The sequence below is a fragment of the Enterococcus sp. AZ062 genome (assembly GCF_051715065.1).
In the GTDB taxonomy this organism is placed as follows: domain Bacteria; phylum Bacillota; class Bacilli; order Lactobacillales; family Enterococcaceae; genus Enterococcus_B; species Enterococcus_B mundtii.
Genome location: NZ_JBIOTB010000001.1, coordinates 1,567,823 through 1,585,734, shown reverse-complemented (window position 1 = coordinate 1,585,734; position 17,912 = coordinate 1,567,823). Strand labels below are relative to the sequence as shown.

General features: G+C 39.9%; 16 protein-coding genes. 12 read left to right on the top strand and 4 right to left on the bottom strand.

What is annotated here, in order from left to right; genetic code table 11:
- Nucleotides 1-15 precede the first annotated feature (15 nt).
- From IGJ00_RS07550 to IGJ00_RS07540, 3 genes are all read right to left on the bottom strand, one after another.
- On the bottom strand, nt 16-1,014 hold the full coding sequence (locus tag IGJ00_RS07550; RefSeq protein ID WP_086334671.1) for a tyrosine-type recombinase/integrase: 999 nt from the start codon (nt 1,012-1,014) through the stop codon (nt 16-18).
- Between the two features lie 249 nt (nt 1,015-1,263).
- The gene (locus tag IGJ00_RS07545; protein ID WP_074799000.1) at nt 1,264-2,574 is read right to left on the bottom strand and encodes a sensor histidine kinase; all 1,311 of its coding nucleotides are present in this window, start codon (nt 2,572-2,574) and stop codon (nt 1,264-1,266) included.
- Between the two features lie 4 nt (nt 2,575-2,578).
- Nucleotides 2,579-3,253: a response regulator transcription factor gene (locus IGJ00_RS07540; protein WP_071867051.1), complete on the bottom strand. Its 675-nt coding sequence runs from the start codon at nt 3,251-3,253 to the stop codon at nt 2,579-2,581.
- 141 nt (nt 3,254-3,394) lie between these two features.
- Between IGJ00_RS07540 and IGJ00_RS07535 the strand changes: the two genes are divergently transcribed.
- The 7 genes from IGJ00_RS07535 to IGJ00_RS07505 all read left to right on the top strand — a co-directional run bounded on the left by IGJ00_RS07535 (nt 3,395) and on the right by IGJ00_RS07505 (nt 10,157).
- Nucleotides 3,395-4,120 (top strand): polyphosphate polymerase domain-containing protein, encoded by a 726-nt coding sequence (locus IGJ00_RS07535; protein ID WP_071867050.1) that lies wholly within the window; start codon nt 3,395-3,397, stop codon nt 4,118-4,120.
- A complete protein-coding gene (locus IGJ00_RS07530; RefSeq protein ID WP_438844281.1) occupies nt 4,110-4,784 on the top strand; it encodes a DUF4956 domain-containing protein in 675 nt (224 codons plus the stop codon). The genes IGJ00_RS07535 and IGJ00_RS07530 overlap by 11 nt, the downstream gene beginning before the upstream one ends.
- A 13-nt stretch (nt 4,785-4,797) precedes the next feature.
- Nucleotides 4,798-6,642, top strand: a complete 1,845-nt coding sequence (locus IGJ00_RS07525; RefSeq protein WP_438844280.1) for a carbohydrate-binding domain-containing protein — start codon at nt 4,798-4,800, stop codon at nt 6,640-6,642.
- Between the two features lie 282 nt (nt 6,643-6,924).
- Entirely contained in the window at nt 6,925-7,998 is a 1,074-nt protein-coding gene (locus IGJ00_RS07520) for an ABC transporter permease (protein WP_071867047.1), read from the top strand.
- 7 nt (nt 7,999-8,005) lie between these two features.
- A complete protein-coding gene (locus IGJ00_RS07515) occupies nt 8,006-8,686 on the top strand; it encodes an ABC transporter ATP-binding protein (protein WP_438844279.1) in 681 nt (226 codons plus the stop codon).
- Between the two features lie 18 nt (nt 8,687-8,704).
- Nucleotides 8,705-9,316, top strand: coding sequence for a TetR family transcriptional regulator (locus IGJ00_RS07510; RefSeq protein WP_074798995.1), 612 nt, complete (start codon nt 8,705-8,707; stop codon nt 9,314-9,316).
- A gap of 262 nt (nt 9,317-9,578) precedes the next feature.
- A complete protein-coding gene (locus tag IGJ00_RS07505; RefSeq protein WP_438844278.1) occupies nt 9,579-10,157 on the top strand; it encodes a histidine phosphatase family protein in 579 nt (192 codons plus the stop codon).
- A 97-nt stretch (nt 10,158-10,254) separates the two neighbouring features.
- On the opposite strand, the gene IGJ00_RS07500 is transcribed toward IGJ00_RS07505, so the two are convergent.
- Nucleotides 10,255-11,127 (bottom strand): MurR/RpiR family transcriptional regulator, encoded by an 873-nt coding sequence (locus tag IGJ00_RS07500; protein WP_071867043.1) that lies wholly within the window; start codon nt 11,125-11,127, stop codon nt 10,255-10,257.
- A gap of 212 nt (nt 11,128-11,339) precedes the next feature.
- On the opposite strand from IGJ00_RS07500, the gene IGJ00_RS07495 reads away from it, so the two are divergent.
- From IGJ00_RS07495 to IGJ00_RS07475, 5 genes are all read left to right on the top strand, one after another.
- Nucleotides 11,340-12,377, top strand: a complete 1,038-nt coding sequence (locus tag IGJ00_RS07495) for a Gfo/Idh/MocA family oxidoreductase (RefSeq protein WP_438844277.1) — start codon at nt 11,340-11,342, stop codon at nt 12,375-12,377.
- Nucleotides 12,378-12,593: 216 nt separating this feature from the next.
- Complete coding sequence (locus tag IGJ00_RS07490; protein ID WP_086334662.1) at nt 12,594-13,631, top strand: LacI family DNA-binding transcriptional regulator; 1,038 nt, start codon at nt 12,594-12,596, stop codon at nt 13,629-13,631.
- A gap of 162 nt (nt 13,632-13,793) precedes the next feature.
- Nucleotides 13,794-15,128, top strand: coding sequence for a PTS sugar transporter subunit IIC (locus IGJ00_RS07485; protein WP_142433036.1), 1,335 nt, complete (start codon nt 13,794-13,796; stop codon nt 15,126-15,128).
- Between the two features lie 12 nt (nt 15,129-15,140).
- Nucleotides 15,141-15,578 (top strand): DUF3284 domain-containing protein, encoded by a 438-nt coding sequence (locus tag IGJ00_RS07480; RefSeq protein WP_438844276.1) that lies wholly within the window; start codon nt 15,141-15,143, stop codon nt 15,576-15,578.
- Between the two features lie 92 nt (nt 15,579-15,670).
- On the top strand, nt 15,671-17,911 hold the full coding sequence (locus IGJ00_RS07475) for an alpha-galactosidase (RefSeq protein ID WP_438844275.1): 2,241 nt from the start codon (nt 15,671-15,673) through the stop codon (nt 17,909-17,911).
- The last annotated feature ends 1 nt before the right edge of the window (nt 17,912 follow it).

Here is a 17,912-nt window from a genome sequence, read left to right as displayed (position 1 = left end):
AGATCGTTGAACGATTTAGCGATAGGAGAAGTCACGCATTTTCTCGTAGATTTCTTCAAATGAGTGAGGACGTACGTAGCGATTGCCACAGAGATAATTCACTGCATCTTTGTCGCCTAAGTATAATTCAGTATAGTAGCGGAAGGTTTTCCGACACAATTCCGGTGATACATTTTTGTACACCGTGATTCGATCAAGGATTTGGCGAATCGTGCGCGGCGAGATTTGTTCATCGTGTGAAGAGCGGAAAACATAGGATTCACCAGATGCGCCATTTTTATGTTGGTTGGCATAATTCGCGAGTATCGGGAGTGCTTCATTTGGAATAGGTACTCGCTCCAAACGATTCGCTTTGCGATCAACGACTAAAATCTGTTTCTTAAAATCAATGTTTTTCCACTTTAATTCAACGACTTCATGGATTTTCAACCCACAATAGAGAAGAACAGCTACGATTGCCAGATTTCTTGCACGATTTTTTTGTTCAAAAAGTGCTTCACGTGGGGAATTAAATCCTTTTTCCGGAATGAAAAGTGAATCGAAATTACTTAATAAAGAAGCGTCGATATAACGAGGAGCGGAAGAGGTAGTTTCTGGTAAACTATCCCCTAACAAGGAAATCTCTTTTTCAACAAGGCCTTTTTCATACAAAAAGCGTAGAAAATGATTCAAAGCATATTGCTTACGGGAGATCCCGTAGTAACCATTTTTGAATTGCTGTTGCGTTTCTTGGGCAGCAGCTGTATGGAAAGCTCGCGTGTGAAGATAAACTTCACTCAAAAAATTAAGATAGACTTGTTTTTCCAATTGGATAATCAACTGATCATTGATTTCCTGCTTATGGGTTTTTCGTAAGTAATCTGTAAATAAATGGAAATCTTTTGCATATTCGTAGCGACTAGCTAATGATAATTTTTTTGCGTTTGCCTGCAAAAAATCATTGAAGATCGGTGGTAACTGGAGCATCCGTTGTTTCAACTTTTCTTGTATCTGTTTTCTTGTTTTGACATCCATGCAAAAAACCTCCATTTCTTATCCAAGGTCAAGGTAACAGTAACTAGTGTTTTTACTGCAAAGATTACGTCTGCTTCCCAAAATGTATTAGCCTTTTAGGGTGAGCAATGAAGGACAACTGTTACTGGTTATCCTAGCCTCATTTTACTACAATCATTCACTGAATACTAAAAACTAAATCAACAAAAAAGACACTTCGATGTAGCTGCAGCTATTTTCCAAAGTGTCTTTGTCATATATCACAAAAATTTATTTGATAGGTAACTGAATCTTAAAATCAACACCCATAGGAAGGTGATCAGACACAGTCAATTGCCCCTTATGTTGCTCGATCAATTGTTTCGCAATCGCTAATCCTAGCCCATACCCGCCAGTTTCTTTCGATCTTGCTTGGTCTTCACGGTAAAACCGATCAAAAATGCGTTTTTTGTCTTCATCACTGATCGAAGGACCAGTATTTTTGACATGGATCAGCCATTCTTTATTCGTACTAATTGAGGTCACAATGATTTGGTCGTGTTTACTCGTGTATTTGAGTGCGTTATCAAGCAAAATAACTAATACTTGATGGAGTTTTTTCGGATCGACTAAAACGCTCATATCAGCATGGTTATCTATTAGAAATTCTTTTTGATCGATCGTTGCCATCTCTTGGAACGGTTTAGTCAGCTCAGCGATAAAACCTTTTGTTTGTAAGGCTTGTTTTGCAAGCGTATCTTGACTCGAATCGCTTCTAGCTAAGGTCAACAAGTCAGAAGTTAAACCAGTCAGACGTCTCGTTTCAGACAATGCTTGCGCAATACTTTCAGATTCTTCGATGATCGTATGATTTGGTTTAGTGAATAGGTGTTCCAAACTATTTTGGATGATTGTTAATGGTGTTCGCAATTCATGGGAAGCATTTTCCACAAATTCTCTTTGTCGACGCCATGATGCTAAGATTGGACGCATGTTTAATTTAGACAAATAGTAGCTGACGCCAATGGAGCCTAACCAAAAGACGATCATACAAAGGATCAAAATCGTTTGGAATGTCCCGAGAGAGGAGTTGATTTGATTGGTATTTTGCAAAACTTGGACATAGGCAACTTCTCCTTGGTTTGTTGCTTTTTTGGTAATTGAACGAAAATAAAGGGACGTTCCTTGATCAGCTTGTGCCAGATCAATATTTTGGATCGTATCTAAATGGGTAGTATCCAATTTGATTTCTTCGATTTGGTTAAAACGCCCACCAATGGTTTCTTTATTCAATACTTCCCCCGATGCAGACCATAAAATAACCTGAGTATTGAAACGATCTCCTTCAGGTAACGAATCCGCTTGTCGTGGGGGGATCTGAGAGTTGAAAAAAGGATCTCCTTGTTGGTAGCGTTCGATCTCTAGTTGCACCATATGTGAGTTTATCGAGATATTCTTCAACATTAGATCCGTTTCTCGATAGGCAGATTGATTCAATAATTGTAGAATGATCCCCCCAAGCAAGAGAAATATCAAAGCAAAAGCTGTCACATTGGCTGCGAAAAGTTTCGTACGTTGTTTGTTGAAAATACTGTCTGTCATCGCATCACTCTCCTTGTAGAATATAACCGACATTACGTAACGTTTTGATTTCTTTATCCAAACCGGTCTCGCGAAGATGCTTTCTAAGATTACTCATATAGACTTCTACGACAGTGATCGTAGTATCAGAATCAAATCCCCAGATACGGTCGAAAATCTGTTCTTTCGTCAAAATGATCCCTTTATTTTGCAAGAAATAAACAAGCAACTCAAATTCTTTCCCTTGGATCGGAAGTAGTTGTTTCTTGTATTCGACGGTATTTTGTTGCAGGTCACAGACGATTCCTTGGTATTCTAACGTGTGATCACTGAAAAGACCTAATGAACGTTTCAACAATGCTTTGATCCGCATCAGTAATTCTTCACGATAAAATGGTTTGGTCAAATAGTCATCCGCACCACGCTCGAATCCTTCAATTTTATCTTCTAAGCCATCTTTAGCTGTCAAGATCAGGACAGGGGTCAAGATGTTCTTTTTTCGAAGATGCGCTAATACTTCATACCCATTCATTTCTGGGATCATCAAATCAAGAACCGCTAGATCATAAACACCAGATTCCAATTCATATAAGCCTTCGCTGCCATCATAGACTTGAGTTACTTCACCAATTTCAGAAATGATCTCTTTGATATTATCCGACAATACGTGATCATCTTCGACCACTAATAACTTAATCATACATTCCACCTCTATTGTTTTCACCATATAGTTTGATTTTACCATGATTAGCATAAACAAAACTTAAATTTCGGATTAAGTTCCATTTAAGCTAACCTTTGTATGCTAGGTGACATCACTTGATAAGACAGGAGGAAGAAAATGAAATTAAAAAATGTATTCCAACGCAAAGAAACAAAATATCTGATCCCAACGACACAGTTCCATTCTTTTTTAAAAGACTTGAAAAAACAGATGCAGATCGACGAATACGGGCTGCATACCATTTTATCGTTGTACTTTGATACACCAGACGATCGTTTCATTACCAATTCTATGACGAAACCAAAATACAAAGAAAAATTTAGAGTAAGAAGCTATGGTATTCCAAAGGAGACATCGATGGTCTTTCTAGAAATCAAAAAGAAGGTCAACGGCATCGTCTATAAAAGAAGAATGCCACTCACTTATGCTGAGTATCTGCAATGGCTTGATCAAAAACATTTCCCTAAAAATGAAGACGAACAAATCCCACAGGAAGTGAACTGGTTGTTCAAAAGAAATCCAGATTTGTCGCCTAAGACAATGATCATCTATGAACGAATGTCGCTATTTGGCACGTCAGATCCAGATTTTCGTGTGACGTTTGACCAGAATATCCGTTTTCGCAGTACCAATTTGGATCTATCAATCACAGGGGAAGAAACTTTGGTTGCTCCTGAGATTGGCGTATTGATGGAAGTGAAAGCGCTAGGGGCGTATCCCTTGTGGTTTGTGGAGCTATTGAACGATTATCAGCTAAGAAAAGGGAGTTTTTCAAAATACGCAGAAACGTATCAGCGACATTTATTCGTTCGTACAAAGGAGGGAAATAACTATGCTATCTAGCTTGATCGAATCAGGGACAACCATTCAACCTAAAGAATTATTGATTTGTATTGCCACTTCATTAGTTTTAGGGTTATTAGTTGCAACTATCCATATGCAACGTAACGTCTATACGAAAAGCTTTGTTGTGACTGTTGCAGTCTTACCGATACTGGTTCAATCAGTCATCATGTTGGTCAACGGCAATCTTGGAACAGGCTTGGCGGTCGTCGGCGCTTTTAGTTTGATTCGCTTTCGTTCGGTTGCGGGCGGTTCAAGAGAGATCACTAGTATTTTTTGGTCGATGGGTATCGGGATTGCAACAGGGATGGGCTATGTTGCATACGTGGTGCTATTCTCAGTTATCGTCGCGCTCTTTTTACTACTGCTTTATCTTTCACCTTTTGGCAATCAGAATAATGTAGCCGAGCGAGAATTGAAGGTAACGATTCCAGAAGATTTGGACTACCCTGAATTATTTACCGATATTTTTGAAGAGTATACGTATACGCATCATCTCAGCTCTGTTCGAACAACAACAATGGGAAGCTTGTACGAGTTACGCTATATTCTTCTCTTGAAAAATCAACAGCAGGAAAAAGAAATCATTGATCAAATACGTGTTCGCAATGGTAATTTACCAGTCGTACTAGGTAAAGTAGCCACGAATCGTGAAGAATTATAAAGGAGGAACTCGCATGAAAAAATTCTATTCATTGATCGCTACCAGCCTCTTATTAACAGCCTGTTCCTCAGCAAACTCCGCTTCTTCGGGTAAGACTAGCACAGAGAAAACAGATACAAGTACAGTGACAAATCTCTCGACAGATACGACATCTACGGAATCAGAAACGACGTTCGGTAATTATGAGACAGAAGATCTAACAACTAGCTATGACGAAAGTTCCGCTATCGACATCCAATTAGGGGAGGAGACAGAAGTGACAGGAGAAGGTGTCGAAGTAGCAGATAAACAAGTAACGATCACACAAGGAGGGACTTATGTCATCAGCGGAACATTGACTGACGGTCAATTGATCGTGAACGTACCGAAAGAAGAAAAAGTCTATCTGATTTTCAACGGTGTATCGATCACCAATTCTAACGGACCCGCAGTGGATATCCAACAAACAGAAAAGGCGATAGTGACTTTGGCAGACAACACCGATAATCACTTAGCTGATGGAGAGACATATACACTAGCTGAAAACGAAACTGAGCCAGATGCCACATTGTACAGTAAAGAAGATTTGACGATCAATGGTACTGGCGCGTTGACTGTCGATGGCAATTATAGCAACGGTATTCGCAGCAAAGATGACTTAGTTTTGATATCCGGAACCTATACGATCAATGCGAAGAACAACGGATTGAAAGGAAAGGATGCGGTATCCATCAAAGGAGGAAGCTATCAGATCACTACTGAAGAAGGGGATGGTATCCAAGCAAATGGGACAGAGGATGAAACAAAAGGTGCGGTGGCAATAGACGGTGGGACTTTCAATATAACCAGTGGAAGAGACGGCATCCAAGCAGAAACATCCATCCGTAGCCAAGGAGCAGATATCACGATCCAGACGGCAGACGGAGCCGATAGCACGAACTTAGATACAAATGAAAGTTACAAAGGGATAAAAGCTGGGAATAACGTACTGATCAGTAGCGGAACGTATAGCATCAATAGTGCCGATGACAGTATCCATACCAATAATAGTGCTGAAATAACAGGTGGCACACTTACATTAAACTCTGGGGATGATGGTATCCATACAGACAATGAGTTGACCTTTAACGGTGGCACAATTGACATCCAGCAATCCTATGAAGGAATTGAATCCGCAGTTATCACCTTCAATGACGGAGAAATAACAGTCACTGCCACTGATGATGGGATCAATGCCGGTGGTGGCAGTGACACAGAAACAACTACTGGACAGTTTGGCGCTGACAGCTTTGGTGGCCCACCGGATGAGGCAGATGAGAGCAAAGAAGTCACGATCAACGGTGGCACAATCTACGTTAATTCAGAAGGAGACGGTTTAGACAGCAATGGAAACATTCAAATGTCCGGTGGTACAATGCTAATTGACGGTCCCGTAAATGGTGGCAATGGTGCATTGGATTACGGCGGCACGTTCACTTTAACAGGTGGGACATTTGTCGCGGCTGGCTCAAATGGGATGGCGCAAACAGTTAGTGATAGTTCTACTCAAGCAACAGTAGCAATCAGCTATGACACTGTCCAACAAGCAGGTACACTTATGAGCCTTCAAACAACCGAAAGTGAAGCAGTGATTGCGTATCAACCTGCTAAAAATTATCAAACAATCGTTATCTCATCACCACAGCTTACAGTAGGGGAAACCTATACGATTGCTACCGGTGGCACGACTCAGGCTGAACTGACTAATGGTTTTAGTGAACAACTATCAATCAGTGACGCAGAAGATTTAGGCACGTTCAGCTTCACAGATACTTCAATGACGATTTCTCAATCTGGGGAAGCAGTTTCCTTTGGTCAAATGGGTCCAGGAGGTTTTTAGTTCCATCATAGAAGATAACGAAGGATAATGATCCCCACAATAGCGGGCGAACAAACGCTATTGTGGGGATCATTATTTTGTTCATTCCTACTTTCGTAAAAGATAGCAAACGCTTGTGGCACTTAGAAAATGGCTATCTAGTGTTCTTTTTTCTTAAAAATACGATTATTATGAATGAATTCATCAAACGCAGCAATTGACTTATAGCATACACAAGCGCTATACTTTTCTCTAGTGACACTTTGTCACTCATAAAGAAATCGAAACGGAGGAATCAAAAAAATGTTTTTAGCGATAAAGGAAATGCGCTATGCCAAACTACGTTATGGGCTGATTATTGGGATCATGTTCTTGATCGCTTATGTCGTGTTTATGTTAACTGGTTTAGCAAGTGGACTCTCCGAAGAGTTCAAAAAAGCAATTGTTGACTGGCAAGCACAAGAAATCGTGTTGTCAGAAGATGCCAATAAAGTCTTTGCTGCCTCTCAATTGACGAGAGAAGATCTAGATCAAGTAGACGCAAAAGACAAAGCGCCTATTGGCTTATTCAGCGGAGCAGTCAAAGCAGAAGAAAAGGAAAATATCACTGTATTCGGTACGACAAGAGATGCGTTTTTATTGCCTGATTTATTAGACGGTGAGATGTTCGAACAAAAAAATGAAATCATTATTTCCAAAAATATGGCAGATCTAGGTTTTTCGATTGGTGAAAAAATCAAAATCGGTAGCTATGATGAAGAACTAACGATCGTTGGGATCTTCCCTGAAACTTATTACACGGTTGGTCCGGTCGTTTATACAGATCTTGATACATGGACACAGTTGAAATTTGGCGATCAGCCTTTTGCTTCTGATGAGAAGAAGCCGATCAATGCCATCGTCACGAAACAAGCTGCCACTATTCAATCAGATGGGGCATCAAAAACATTACAAAAATTATCGATTGAAGACTTTATTCAAAGTCTACCAGGTTATTCTGCACAAAACATGACATTGAATGCGATGATTTATTTCTTGTTCGTCGTTGTTGCAGCAGTTGTAGGCATCTTTATGTATGTGATCACCTTACAAAAAACAGCGATTTTCGGTGTGATGAAAGCACAAGGGATCAGAAATTCATTTATCGCCCGTTCCTTACTAGCACAAGCATTCATCGTAGGAGTGGTTGGGGTAGCATTCGCAGTAGGGCTTGCGTTCTTGACTAGTTTGATCTTACCGGCTGCCATGCCTTTCGCGATCATGTGGCCTCAGTGGCTTTTATATAGTGGGGTATTGATACTCGTAGCAATGATCGGTGGGCTATTCTCCATTCGGACAGTCGCTAAAGTTGATCCAGTTATTGCGATAGGAGGGTAATAGAAAAATGAAAGAAATCTTGACAATGAAAAATATCGTCAAAAAATTCGGCAACGACCGAACAGAAGTGACTGCACTAAAAGAAATCAATTTTTCAGTGAAACAAGGAGAATTTGTCAGCATCATCGGCCCTTCAGGTTCAGGGAAAAGTACATTTTTAACTATCTCTGGTGGACTCCAAACACCTAGTTCAGGTGAAATCCACATTAACGGTCATTCGTTTTCTGAATTAAATGAAAAAAAACGAGCAGACTTACGCTTTAAAGAAATTGGCTTCATTTTACAAAGTTCAAATTTGATCCCTTTCCTAAAGGTCAAAGAACAGTTTTACTTAGTCGATCGTGTCGCTAAGAAAAAAGCAAGGGATGAGCGAATCGACGAATTGCTGAAGTCATTGGATATCTATGAATTAAAAGACAGTTATCCAAAAGATTTATCCGGTGGAGAAAGACAACGAGTAGCGATTGCGAGGGCTTTATTCAATGATCCAAGCTTGATTTTAGCGGATGAACCCACAGCAAGCTTAGATACCGATCATGCCTATGAAGTTGTCAAATTGTTAGTCAAGGAAGCCCATGAGAAGCAAAAAGCGACCGTCATGGTCACGCATGATTCTCGGATGATCCAATGGAGCGACCGTGTCTATCGTATGGAAGATGGTTACCTAACAGAACAAGCTAAAGCTTAAGCAGTAAGGAGAGTGCTTATGCCAAAAGAAACATTTTTCAATATTTCCAAAGAAAAACAGCAATGGATCTTAGAGATTTTATTAGATAAATTTTATGATCAGCACATCAGCCAAGTCAAAGTTTCAGAAATCGTTGAAGCAATGGGCATGTCTCGTGGGGCATTCTATAAATATTTTCAGGATTTAGAAGATGCGTATACGTTCACTGTCCGAAACTACTCCAACCAAGTCCATGGAGATATCATTGCTTCAATCAATCGAAATCGAGACCATTTTTTCTTAGGAATCGAAGAATATCTCGCTTGGTGTGGAGAGCTAAGTAAAGAGAGTTCTTACTGGCGATCCATCAAATTACTCACACGAGCAAACGATCTTGGTTCAGCGAAGCGTTCAAATGAGCAAGGTGACACATCAATGGTTGAACAATGGCTTGATTTGTTGAAAATCAACCAGATTGTCATGGCTACAACGGAAGAAGCCATTAGCTTTTTATATTTCGTGATGGCTCTTGTCATGAATTCTTTGACAGATTATATGATCAACCAATGGACAGCGGAAGAACTGGTGGAGGATTTCCGCTATAAAGTCAAATGGCTAGAGATAGGAATAAAAAGCAAGACTGATAGCTAGATAAAATCTACAAATAAAAAAGAAGCGACTACTTCCCCAGAATTTTCCGATGTTGGGAGTAGGCGCTTCTTTTTTATACAGTCGCTGAATAACCATTATTAAAGCTTGATGGTAAACATCTGGAGCATTGTTCATTTCAAGTCAAGACAACTTGTATACCAACCACATCGAAAAAAAATAGGTTTTCTATTGACTTGGAGTTTACTCCAGAGACTATACTAAATAATGAAGATACATATTCAAATCGACAGGAGGTCTTTAAATGAAAAAACTTTATCTCATGCGCCATGGTCAAACCTTGTTCAATCAATTAGGGAAAATCCAAGGGGCTTGTGACTCTCCCTTGACAGAAGCTGGGATCAGACAAGCAGAGGTGGCAAGAGACTTTTTTGAAACCAATCAAATCACCTTTGATGCGTATTATTCATCCACACAAGAACGAGCTTCCGATACGCTAGAAATCATTATCGGACAAAAAGAATATCAGCGAAGTAAAGGATTAAAAGAATGGAACTTTGGCCGATTTGAAGGAGAAAGTGAAGCGTTGAATCCTAAACGACCAGTTGGCGAAACTTCTTATGGTGATTCATTTGTTCCTTATGGCGGGGAGTCGGCAAAAGAACTCCAACAAAGAATGAACACGACCTTGATCGACATCATGGAAAAAGAGCACCAAAGCGTGTTAGCAGTTAGCCATGGTGGTGCCATGTATTTATTCATTCAAAAATGGTTACCTTATGAGCAAGTAGCCAAGATAAAATTTTCAAATTGTTGTATTTTAGAATTCGAGTATAGCGATCGTCAATTTACATTCATCCAAGCAATCAATCATCAATTTTAAGTTATTTTGATAAATGAAGCGCTGTACGCCCATACTAATAGCCCAAAGACTAAACGAAGGATTCAGTCTTTGGGCTATTTATTTGTTCCTACAACGCTTACTTCTTGTATTCCTTTAACAAGCCTTTTTGGATCAGTTCTTGTTTTTCTTTCAAATTCAATAAATTTTCTTGGTAGTTTTGCGTATACATCAAGGAGTACAAGGTATTCAAGACATAGTCGAAGGCAATTTGAGAAGAGAATGTAGCAACTTTCGCAAAATCATACTCTTCTTGGGACACGACCAACCGCATGGCTGCTTTCTTTGCCATTTCAGACTGTTCATTTCCTGTGATTAATAAACTAGGTGCACCAATATGTGCCAGATAGGTAAGAATACGTTCGTAATGATGGATGCGTCCACTATAGCTAATAAAAATTGCGCAGTCATTTTCCGTCAAATTAGCTGCATTCCAGGACGAATCGCTATATTCTTCGGCTAAGATCAAGAACTTATTTAGTTTGACTAATTTGTTTTGGAATTTCCGAGCGGTTGTTTGCGAATCACCTTTTGCAAATAAGAAAATGCGCTCTGCTTTGTTTAAAACAGTCGCGATGGTTTCTAACGATTGATCTTCCATTTGGAATTGCGCTTTTTTGATGGCTTGAATGGATAGATCCGCCATTTTTTTGGCAATCATCTTCGCATCATCATCAACGGTAAAAGGAAAATTAGGATCGATGACTTGATTGAACTGAGCAACCAGTTGGTGGACTTCTCGCCCTAATTCAAAGCGAAATTCTTTAAATCCGCTATAGCCGATTTTTTTACAGAAGCGGATAATTGCGGAATGGGAGGTATAGGTCTCCTTTGCCAACTCTTCAATCGTCATATAAACTGCTGCTTCCAAGTTCATACGTAGATAATCGGCGATCCGTTTTTCATTTGTAGTAAATGTTTCTTGTTGGGTTAATTTTTCTTCGATAAGCATCCATCACACACCTCCAAATCTATCTTACTGAATAACTAGAAAAATAACCACTTCTTTTTAGATTAGTCTAAGATTGAACATCTTTTTCAAAAATATCGTCATTCTTTCAATTTCTTTGAACATTTCTACCAAAAAAACTAGAATCGGCTTTCTTTTATCTATTGTGCGCTATACTCAAGAAAAGAAATCATTCGAAAGTAGGAGGAAACGACATGTTAACAATCGCATATTTAGGCAATGGCAAAAGTACCAATCGCTATCATTTACCGTTCTCAAGAAGACTACCAGATAAGATCAACGTCAAAAAAATCTACTCTCCATCAGCACCTATTTGGGAGACTTTTGATGAAATCGAATATACCGATCAGTTGTCTGATCTGTGGAATGATCCTGAGATCCAATTAGTGGTCATCACGACACCTAGCCAATTTCATGCAGAATACGCAAAACTTGCTTTGGAAAATGGCAAGAACGTATTAGTCGAAAAACCTTTTGCAGAAACTTCAAAAGAAGCAAAAGAATTATTCGACTTAGCAGCGGAAAAAGGACTATTTATCCAATGTTATCAAAACCGCCGCTTTGATTCGGACTTTTTGACCGTTCAAAAAGTGATCGAAAGTGGAAAGCTTGGTGATATTTTAGAAGTGGAAATGCACTATGACTACTTCCGCCCAGAAGTCCCAGAGGGTACAAAGGAATTTTCAGTTGCCAATAGCTACTTATATGGCCATGCTTGTCATACAGTGGATCAGGTCCTTTCTTATTTTGGTGAACCAGATGATATTCATTACGATGTCCGTCAATTACTAGGCATCGGTCGAATGAATGATTACTTTGACTTAGACTTTTACTACGGTCGAATGAAAGTTTCGATCAAATCAAGTTACTTCCGTATCAAAGAACGTCCTAGTTTTGTTGTCTATGGCAAAAAAGGGATGTTTGTCAAACAGACAAAAGACCGACAAGAAGAACACTTGAAAATGTTCTATATGCCTGAAAATGCTGACTTTGGGATTGATCAACCGGAACACTATGGTGTATTGACCTACATTGATGAAGAAGGAACTTATCATGAAGAGAAAGTTGTTTCTGAAGTCGGAGATTATCGCCGCGTGTACGAAGGAATCTACGAAACGTTGATCAATGGCGCAGAAAAAATCGTAAAAGATGAAGAAACGTTATTACAAATGAAAATATTAGAAACAGGTATCCAACAGATCGAAGAAGCAAAAAGTGCCTTCGAAGATTAAACATGTTGTTACATCCAAAAGGGGATACTTTTTTTCCAAGTAATAAAAGAATCGAGCCGTAAATCCAAATGGTGATTTACGGTTTTTTCGTTTATTCTACCCACTGATTCACACAGAACAACAGCAAATCCTCAGAGAATGAATGCTAAATTTTTCATTCGCCTTTTGTTTAATCATCTGTTACTATTTAGTAAACAGTAAACAAGAGGTGAGTAAATGGCATCTATACGTGATATTGCCAAAATCGCTGGGGTTTCAGCAGCGAGTGTTTCCCGTATCCTGAATGAAGACCCCACATTTAGCATCAACGAACAAACAAGGATACGTGTGATTGAAATTGCCAATCAATTAAACTATTCAGTCGACAAAAATAAACGTGGCAGTCGAAGTCTAGGAGATGAAATGACGATCGCCTTGATCGTTCGACATCAAGAAGAGGCAGAATTAGATGATCCCTATTTTCGCAAAATCCGTGGTGGCATCGAAAAAGAAGCGGCAAAGTGGCGCTTTCGTACAATACGTGCTTTTCATATGAGAGATGCCCATAAAGAGTGGAAAGAGTTAGCAAAATATGGGGCAGTGATCATGATCAGTGAAATGACGATTGAAGCAACGAAAAAAATCGCTACGATCAATCCCAACTTGATCTTGGTCGATAATTACTCTAACTCTGAAGAATTTGACTGTATCCAAACCGATTTCCAACAAAAAACCGTGGAAGTTTTAGAGGTCCTCTACAAGAAAGGCCATCGAAACATCGCATTTATCGGTGGCTACAGCAGTCAAGTAGCTGAAAACGGTGAAGTTCATAAAAACAAAGAGGAGATCCGGGCGGAATCTTACCTGAAATGGATGAAATTAAATGGCCTGCAACACTATGCCAACACCTATCAGGGAAAATGGAAACCTGAAGATGGCCTTCGGTTAGGCAAAGAGTTATTGGCGCAATCCTCACCGCCCACAGCAGTTATCGTCGCCAGTGATCCGATGGCAGTAGGTGTTTATAAAGCAATCAGTGAAGCAAATAAAAAAATCCCTGATGATATTGCTGTCGTGAGTTTTGATGATATCGAAATGGCTCAATTCATGACCCCAAGCTTAGCTAGTATCAAGGCAAACCCAGAAGAAATGGGGCGTTTAGCTGTACGCTTAGCGAAGGAACGCATGTTAAAAGAACGAACGATGCCGATTCGTGTGATCTGTCGCAGTGAACTTGTGTTACGCGATTCCATCGGACAGGACATCCCGCTTTAGATTAACTCATTTTACCTATTTATCCCTTTTTATCCCTTGAAAAAGTTCGAGAATCTCACTTTCTCGAACTTTTTTTGTTTTATCACTTGTGTAAACATTAAGTAAACAATTATACTCACCAAGTAAACGTTTGCACATATTAAATAAAAGGAGTTATCACACATGAAATTTGTCGATAAATTAGCTGAAAAAATGGTGCCCGCTGCAACGCTGATCGCAAATAATAAATATCTACTCAGTCTCCGAGATGGTTTTATGATGGCTTTTCCTGCAACAATGTTTGCTTCCATTATGATCATTATCCAAAATTTGCCAACAACGTTTGGCTTCGCTACTTTTCTACCGGAAACATTCAATACCTTTTTAAATGAGTTTTTTGGTCCGGTAGGCAATGCGACAATGAGTATTTCAGCACTTTTTATTGTATTTGGGATCGGTTATCAATTGGCAGGGCACTACAAACAACCACAAATCTTTGCTGGTGCCATTTCACTTTCTTGTTTCATCATGCTGTTACCGTTTGGGAGCGATGAAACAATGGGAACGTTTATTCCTTTATCGAAACTAGGTGCTGAAGGGATGTTCGTGGGTATCTTGACAGCGATCGTCGCTACAGAAATCTATAGTCGGATCAGTCGCTCAGGGTTTACGATCAAGATGCCAGAATCTGTACCGCCGATGATTGCTGAATCTTTCGTGGCCATCATTCCTGGAGCTGCTCCTTTGTTTTTATTCAACATCATCCGCTATTTATTTACTTTTACCACATGGGGCAATGCGGTCGATTTCGTTTATCAGATGTTGCAACAACCTTTGATGGGACTTGGTGGAACTTTACCCGCTGTATTGATCGCTGTTTTCTTTACGCAACTTTTCTGGTGGTTCGGTATCCACGGCACGTTAGTCGTCAATGCAGTGATTGATCCAATCATGGGTGCTTTAGCAATTGAAAACTTTGAAGCATATAAAAATGGCGCAGAACAGTTGCCACATATCATCAACACGACCTTTATGGGCGTTTTCGTCAATCAAGGAATGCAACTTGGTATTTCGATCACAATGGCATTCTTTATCGCTCGCTCAATCCGTATGAAGAAGACGATGAAAACGATCATTGCGCCAGCGATTTTTAATGTATCAGAACCAATGACTTTTGGCCTGCCCGTCGTGTTGAACCCAGTGGCATTCATTCCTTGGATTTTAGCGCCACTAGCTTCTACCACGATTTCATACTTTGCGATTTACTTTGGCTTAGTTCCTCGTCCAATCGGGGCAACGGTAGTCTGGACGACGCCGATTTTACTGTCAGGTTGGTTAGGAACTGGTTCGATCACCGGCGCACTTTTACAAATCGTGACTGTAGTTGTGATGACACTGATCTGGGTGCCTTTCTTAGTTGCAATGGACCGTGAATATTTGAAGGAAGAACGCCAACAAGTGAAACAAGAAAAAGAAAACCAACTGATGGATGGAAAAATCACCATAGAAGAACAGTAGGGAGTGAACCCCATGCGGATCGATACATTGAACTACCGAAAGAAAATACCGACACACCCCGCACATTTTTACCAAATACTACTGGAAGAACAATTAAGCTATTTTCACAGCAAGGACTCTTCGATTACCGAGCTGACAGAAGGAGCAGCCGTCACGACTGCGCTTCGAACAAAACTCGGGCAAGCGACTGTCGAAAGCACGATGACGATCCAACGTTTAGTCAAAGATGAACTACTTGAAATGACTACTGATTACTCCGGTGGAAAAATCATTCAAACCTATCAACTGAAACGTCAAGATGAGCAGGAGTTCACGTTACATTATTCTGAAAGAAATGAACTGATTGATGCCAAAACGCAGCTGAGTTTGCTTTTTGTCCTGCCATTTTATAAATTCTTTTACAATCATCAGTTAGCTAAAAGAGTCAATTATTTGATACAAAAGCTCTGATTTCTCCACAAACAAGGAATGGAGGAACAAAACGTCGCTCTCTTCATTCCTTGTTTGTTTTACTAACTAAAAATTAAGAGGTGTTGCCTTCCATGATTGAACAATTAAACAATCGCATATTTCACATGAATAATTCGCAAGTTAGCTTTATTCTCCATGTCATGCAAAATGGACAGATCGAGCAAATTTATTACGGAAAATCTTTACATGGTTTATCTGTCGAAGAAATCGACTACTTGGTCACAGATCAAAATAAATCTGCTGGAACAGTCAAGTTTTTTGAAGATGACCCTAACTTTACCTTGACCGATCATCCACAAGCATATCCTGTGTATGGTTCTTCTGATTTCAAAGAAGGAGCGATCGAACTTTCAAGTAACCAAATGCCTTACTACACCGATTTTCGCTTTGTCGAAGCAACGACTAAAAAAGGCAAGAAACGAAACTTAAAGTGTCCGGCTGCCTATGGGAAAGAGGAAGAAACGGAAACACTCTCTTTGCGATTAGTGGATCAGGAACGTCAGTTAGAGCTGATACTTCATTACACATTATTTTGCGATTCCACCGCCATCGTTCAAAGTCAGACGCTGATCAATCAATCTGAGGCAGATTTACAGATCCATCGCATGCTTTCAGGCGTCTTGAATCTTTCTACCAAAGCGTATGATTTCACTCATTTTTCAGGTGCTTGGTTAAAAGAACGACATGAAAAGAAACGGCCGCTTGAACAAGGAGTCGTAGCGATTGGGTCACTAAAAGGTGCAAGTAGCCATCAGCATAATCCCTTTATCCGGCTGGAACATCAAAATTCAACGCTTGATCAAGGAGAGGTCTATGGGATGAATCTCGTTTATTCTGGTAATTTTCTCGCTCAAGCAGAAGTGGATGAATGGGATAAAACGCGAGTGATGATCGGTATCCATCCGACACAATTTACTTGGACATTAGCGCCTAAGGAAAGCTTTACGACACCAGAAGCAGTCTTGATGTATAGCGCTGCAGGTACGAATGGTCTTGCCAAACAATTTACGCATTTTATCGAAAACTATTTGATTGATCGTCAATGGCAAAACACGCCAAGACCAATCGTGTTCAATAACTGGGAAGCAACGTATTTTGATTTTACCGAAGAAAAACTCTTGTCGCTTGCGACCATTGGAAAAAAATTAGGAATGGAATGTTTTGTCTTAGACGATGGCTGGTTTGGCAAACGAAACAACGATCGGTCCTCGTTAGGTGACTGGACGCCAGATAAGCAAAAATTCCCACACGGATTGGCTGCCTTTGCAACAAAGCTCAGAAATATGGGCCTTCAATTCGGCATGTGGTTCGAACCTGAAATGATCTCTCCTGATAGTCAGTTATTGGAAAAACATCCTGATTGGGTAGTGAGACATCCCTATTCACGTATCTCGGTGGGACGTGGGCAATATGTCCTTGATTTTGCGAATCCGGCCATTGTTGAAGAGATCTATGAGCAAATGGCAAAGATCATTGAAGAAACAAATTTAACTTATATCAAGTGGGATATGAACCGAAATATTACTGAAGCCTATTCCGCCTATTTAGAAAAACAGGGGATTCATCAACAGGAGTTCTTCCATCGCTATGTCCAAGGCGTCTACACGCTTTATGGCAAATTATTGACAAGCTTTCCTGATCTTTTGATCGAAGGTTGTGCTGGTGGTGGAGGGAGATATGATTTAGGTATATTATTTTATAGTCCGCAAATCTGGCCTAGTGATACTAGTGATGGGTTGGAACGATTAAGTATTCTTAGCGGAACATTAGCAGGATATCCCCTTTCTAGCTTTAGTAATCATGTCTCTGCTTCTCCGAACCACCAAGTGTTACGTGACACTTCCTTAGCATTCCGCCAAGATGTGGCGATGTTTGGCCCTTTAGGCTACGAATTAGACCTATTGGCTTTGACAGAAGATGAAATACAACAGATCAGTGACCGGATCACTTTTTACAAAGCCCATCGTCATTTGCTGACTCATGGGGAATTTCTCCAGATTTTGCCAAATCATCCTGCTGATAATGAAATTTGCTGGGGTGTTTTTAGTCACGATCGGTCAGAGGCAATCATTGGTTATTATCAAAAATCGGCACGTGCCAATCCAGCCGCAAAGGCATATTTACCACTTCCAGAATGCCTGAATAAGGATAGTTATTATCAAATCAATCAAAAAGAAACGATTAGCGGTCATTTCCTGATGAATGTCGGTCTGAAAAAACCACGTTTGTTCAATGGAGTGAATCATACCACTTACCAACTTGCAGGAGACTGTCAATCATTCATCTATCATCTTGTAGAAAGGAGGAAATGAA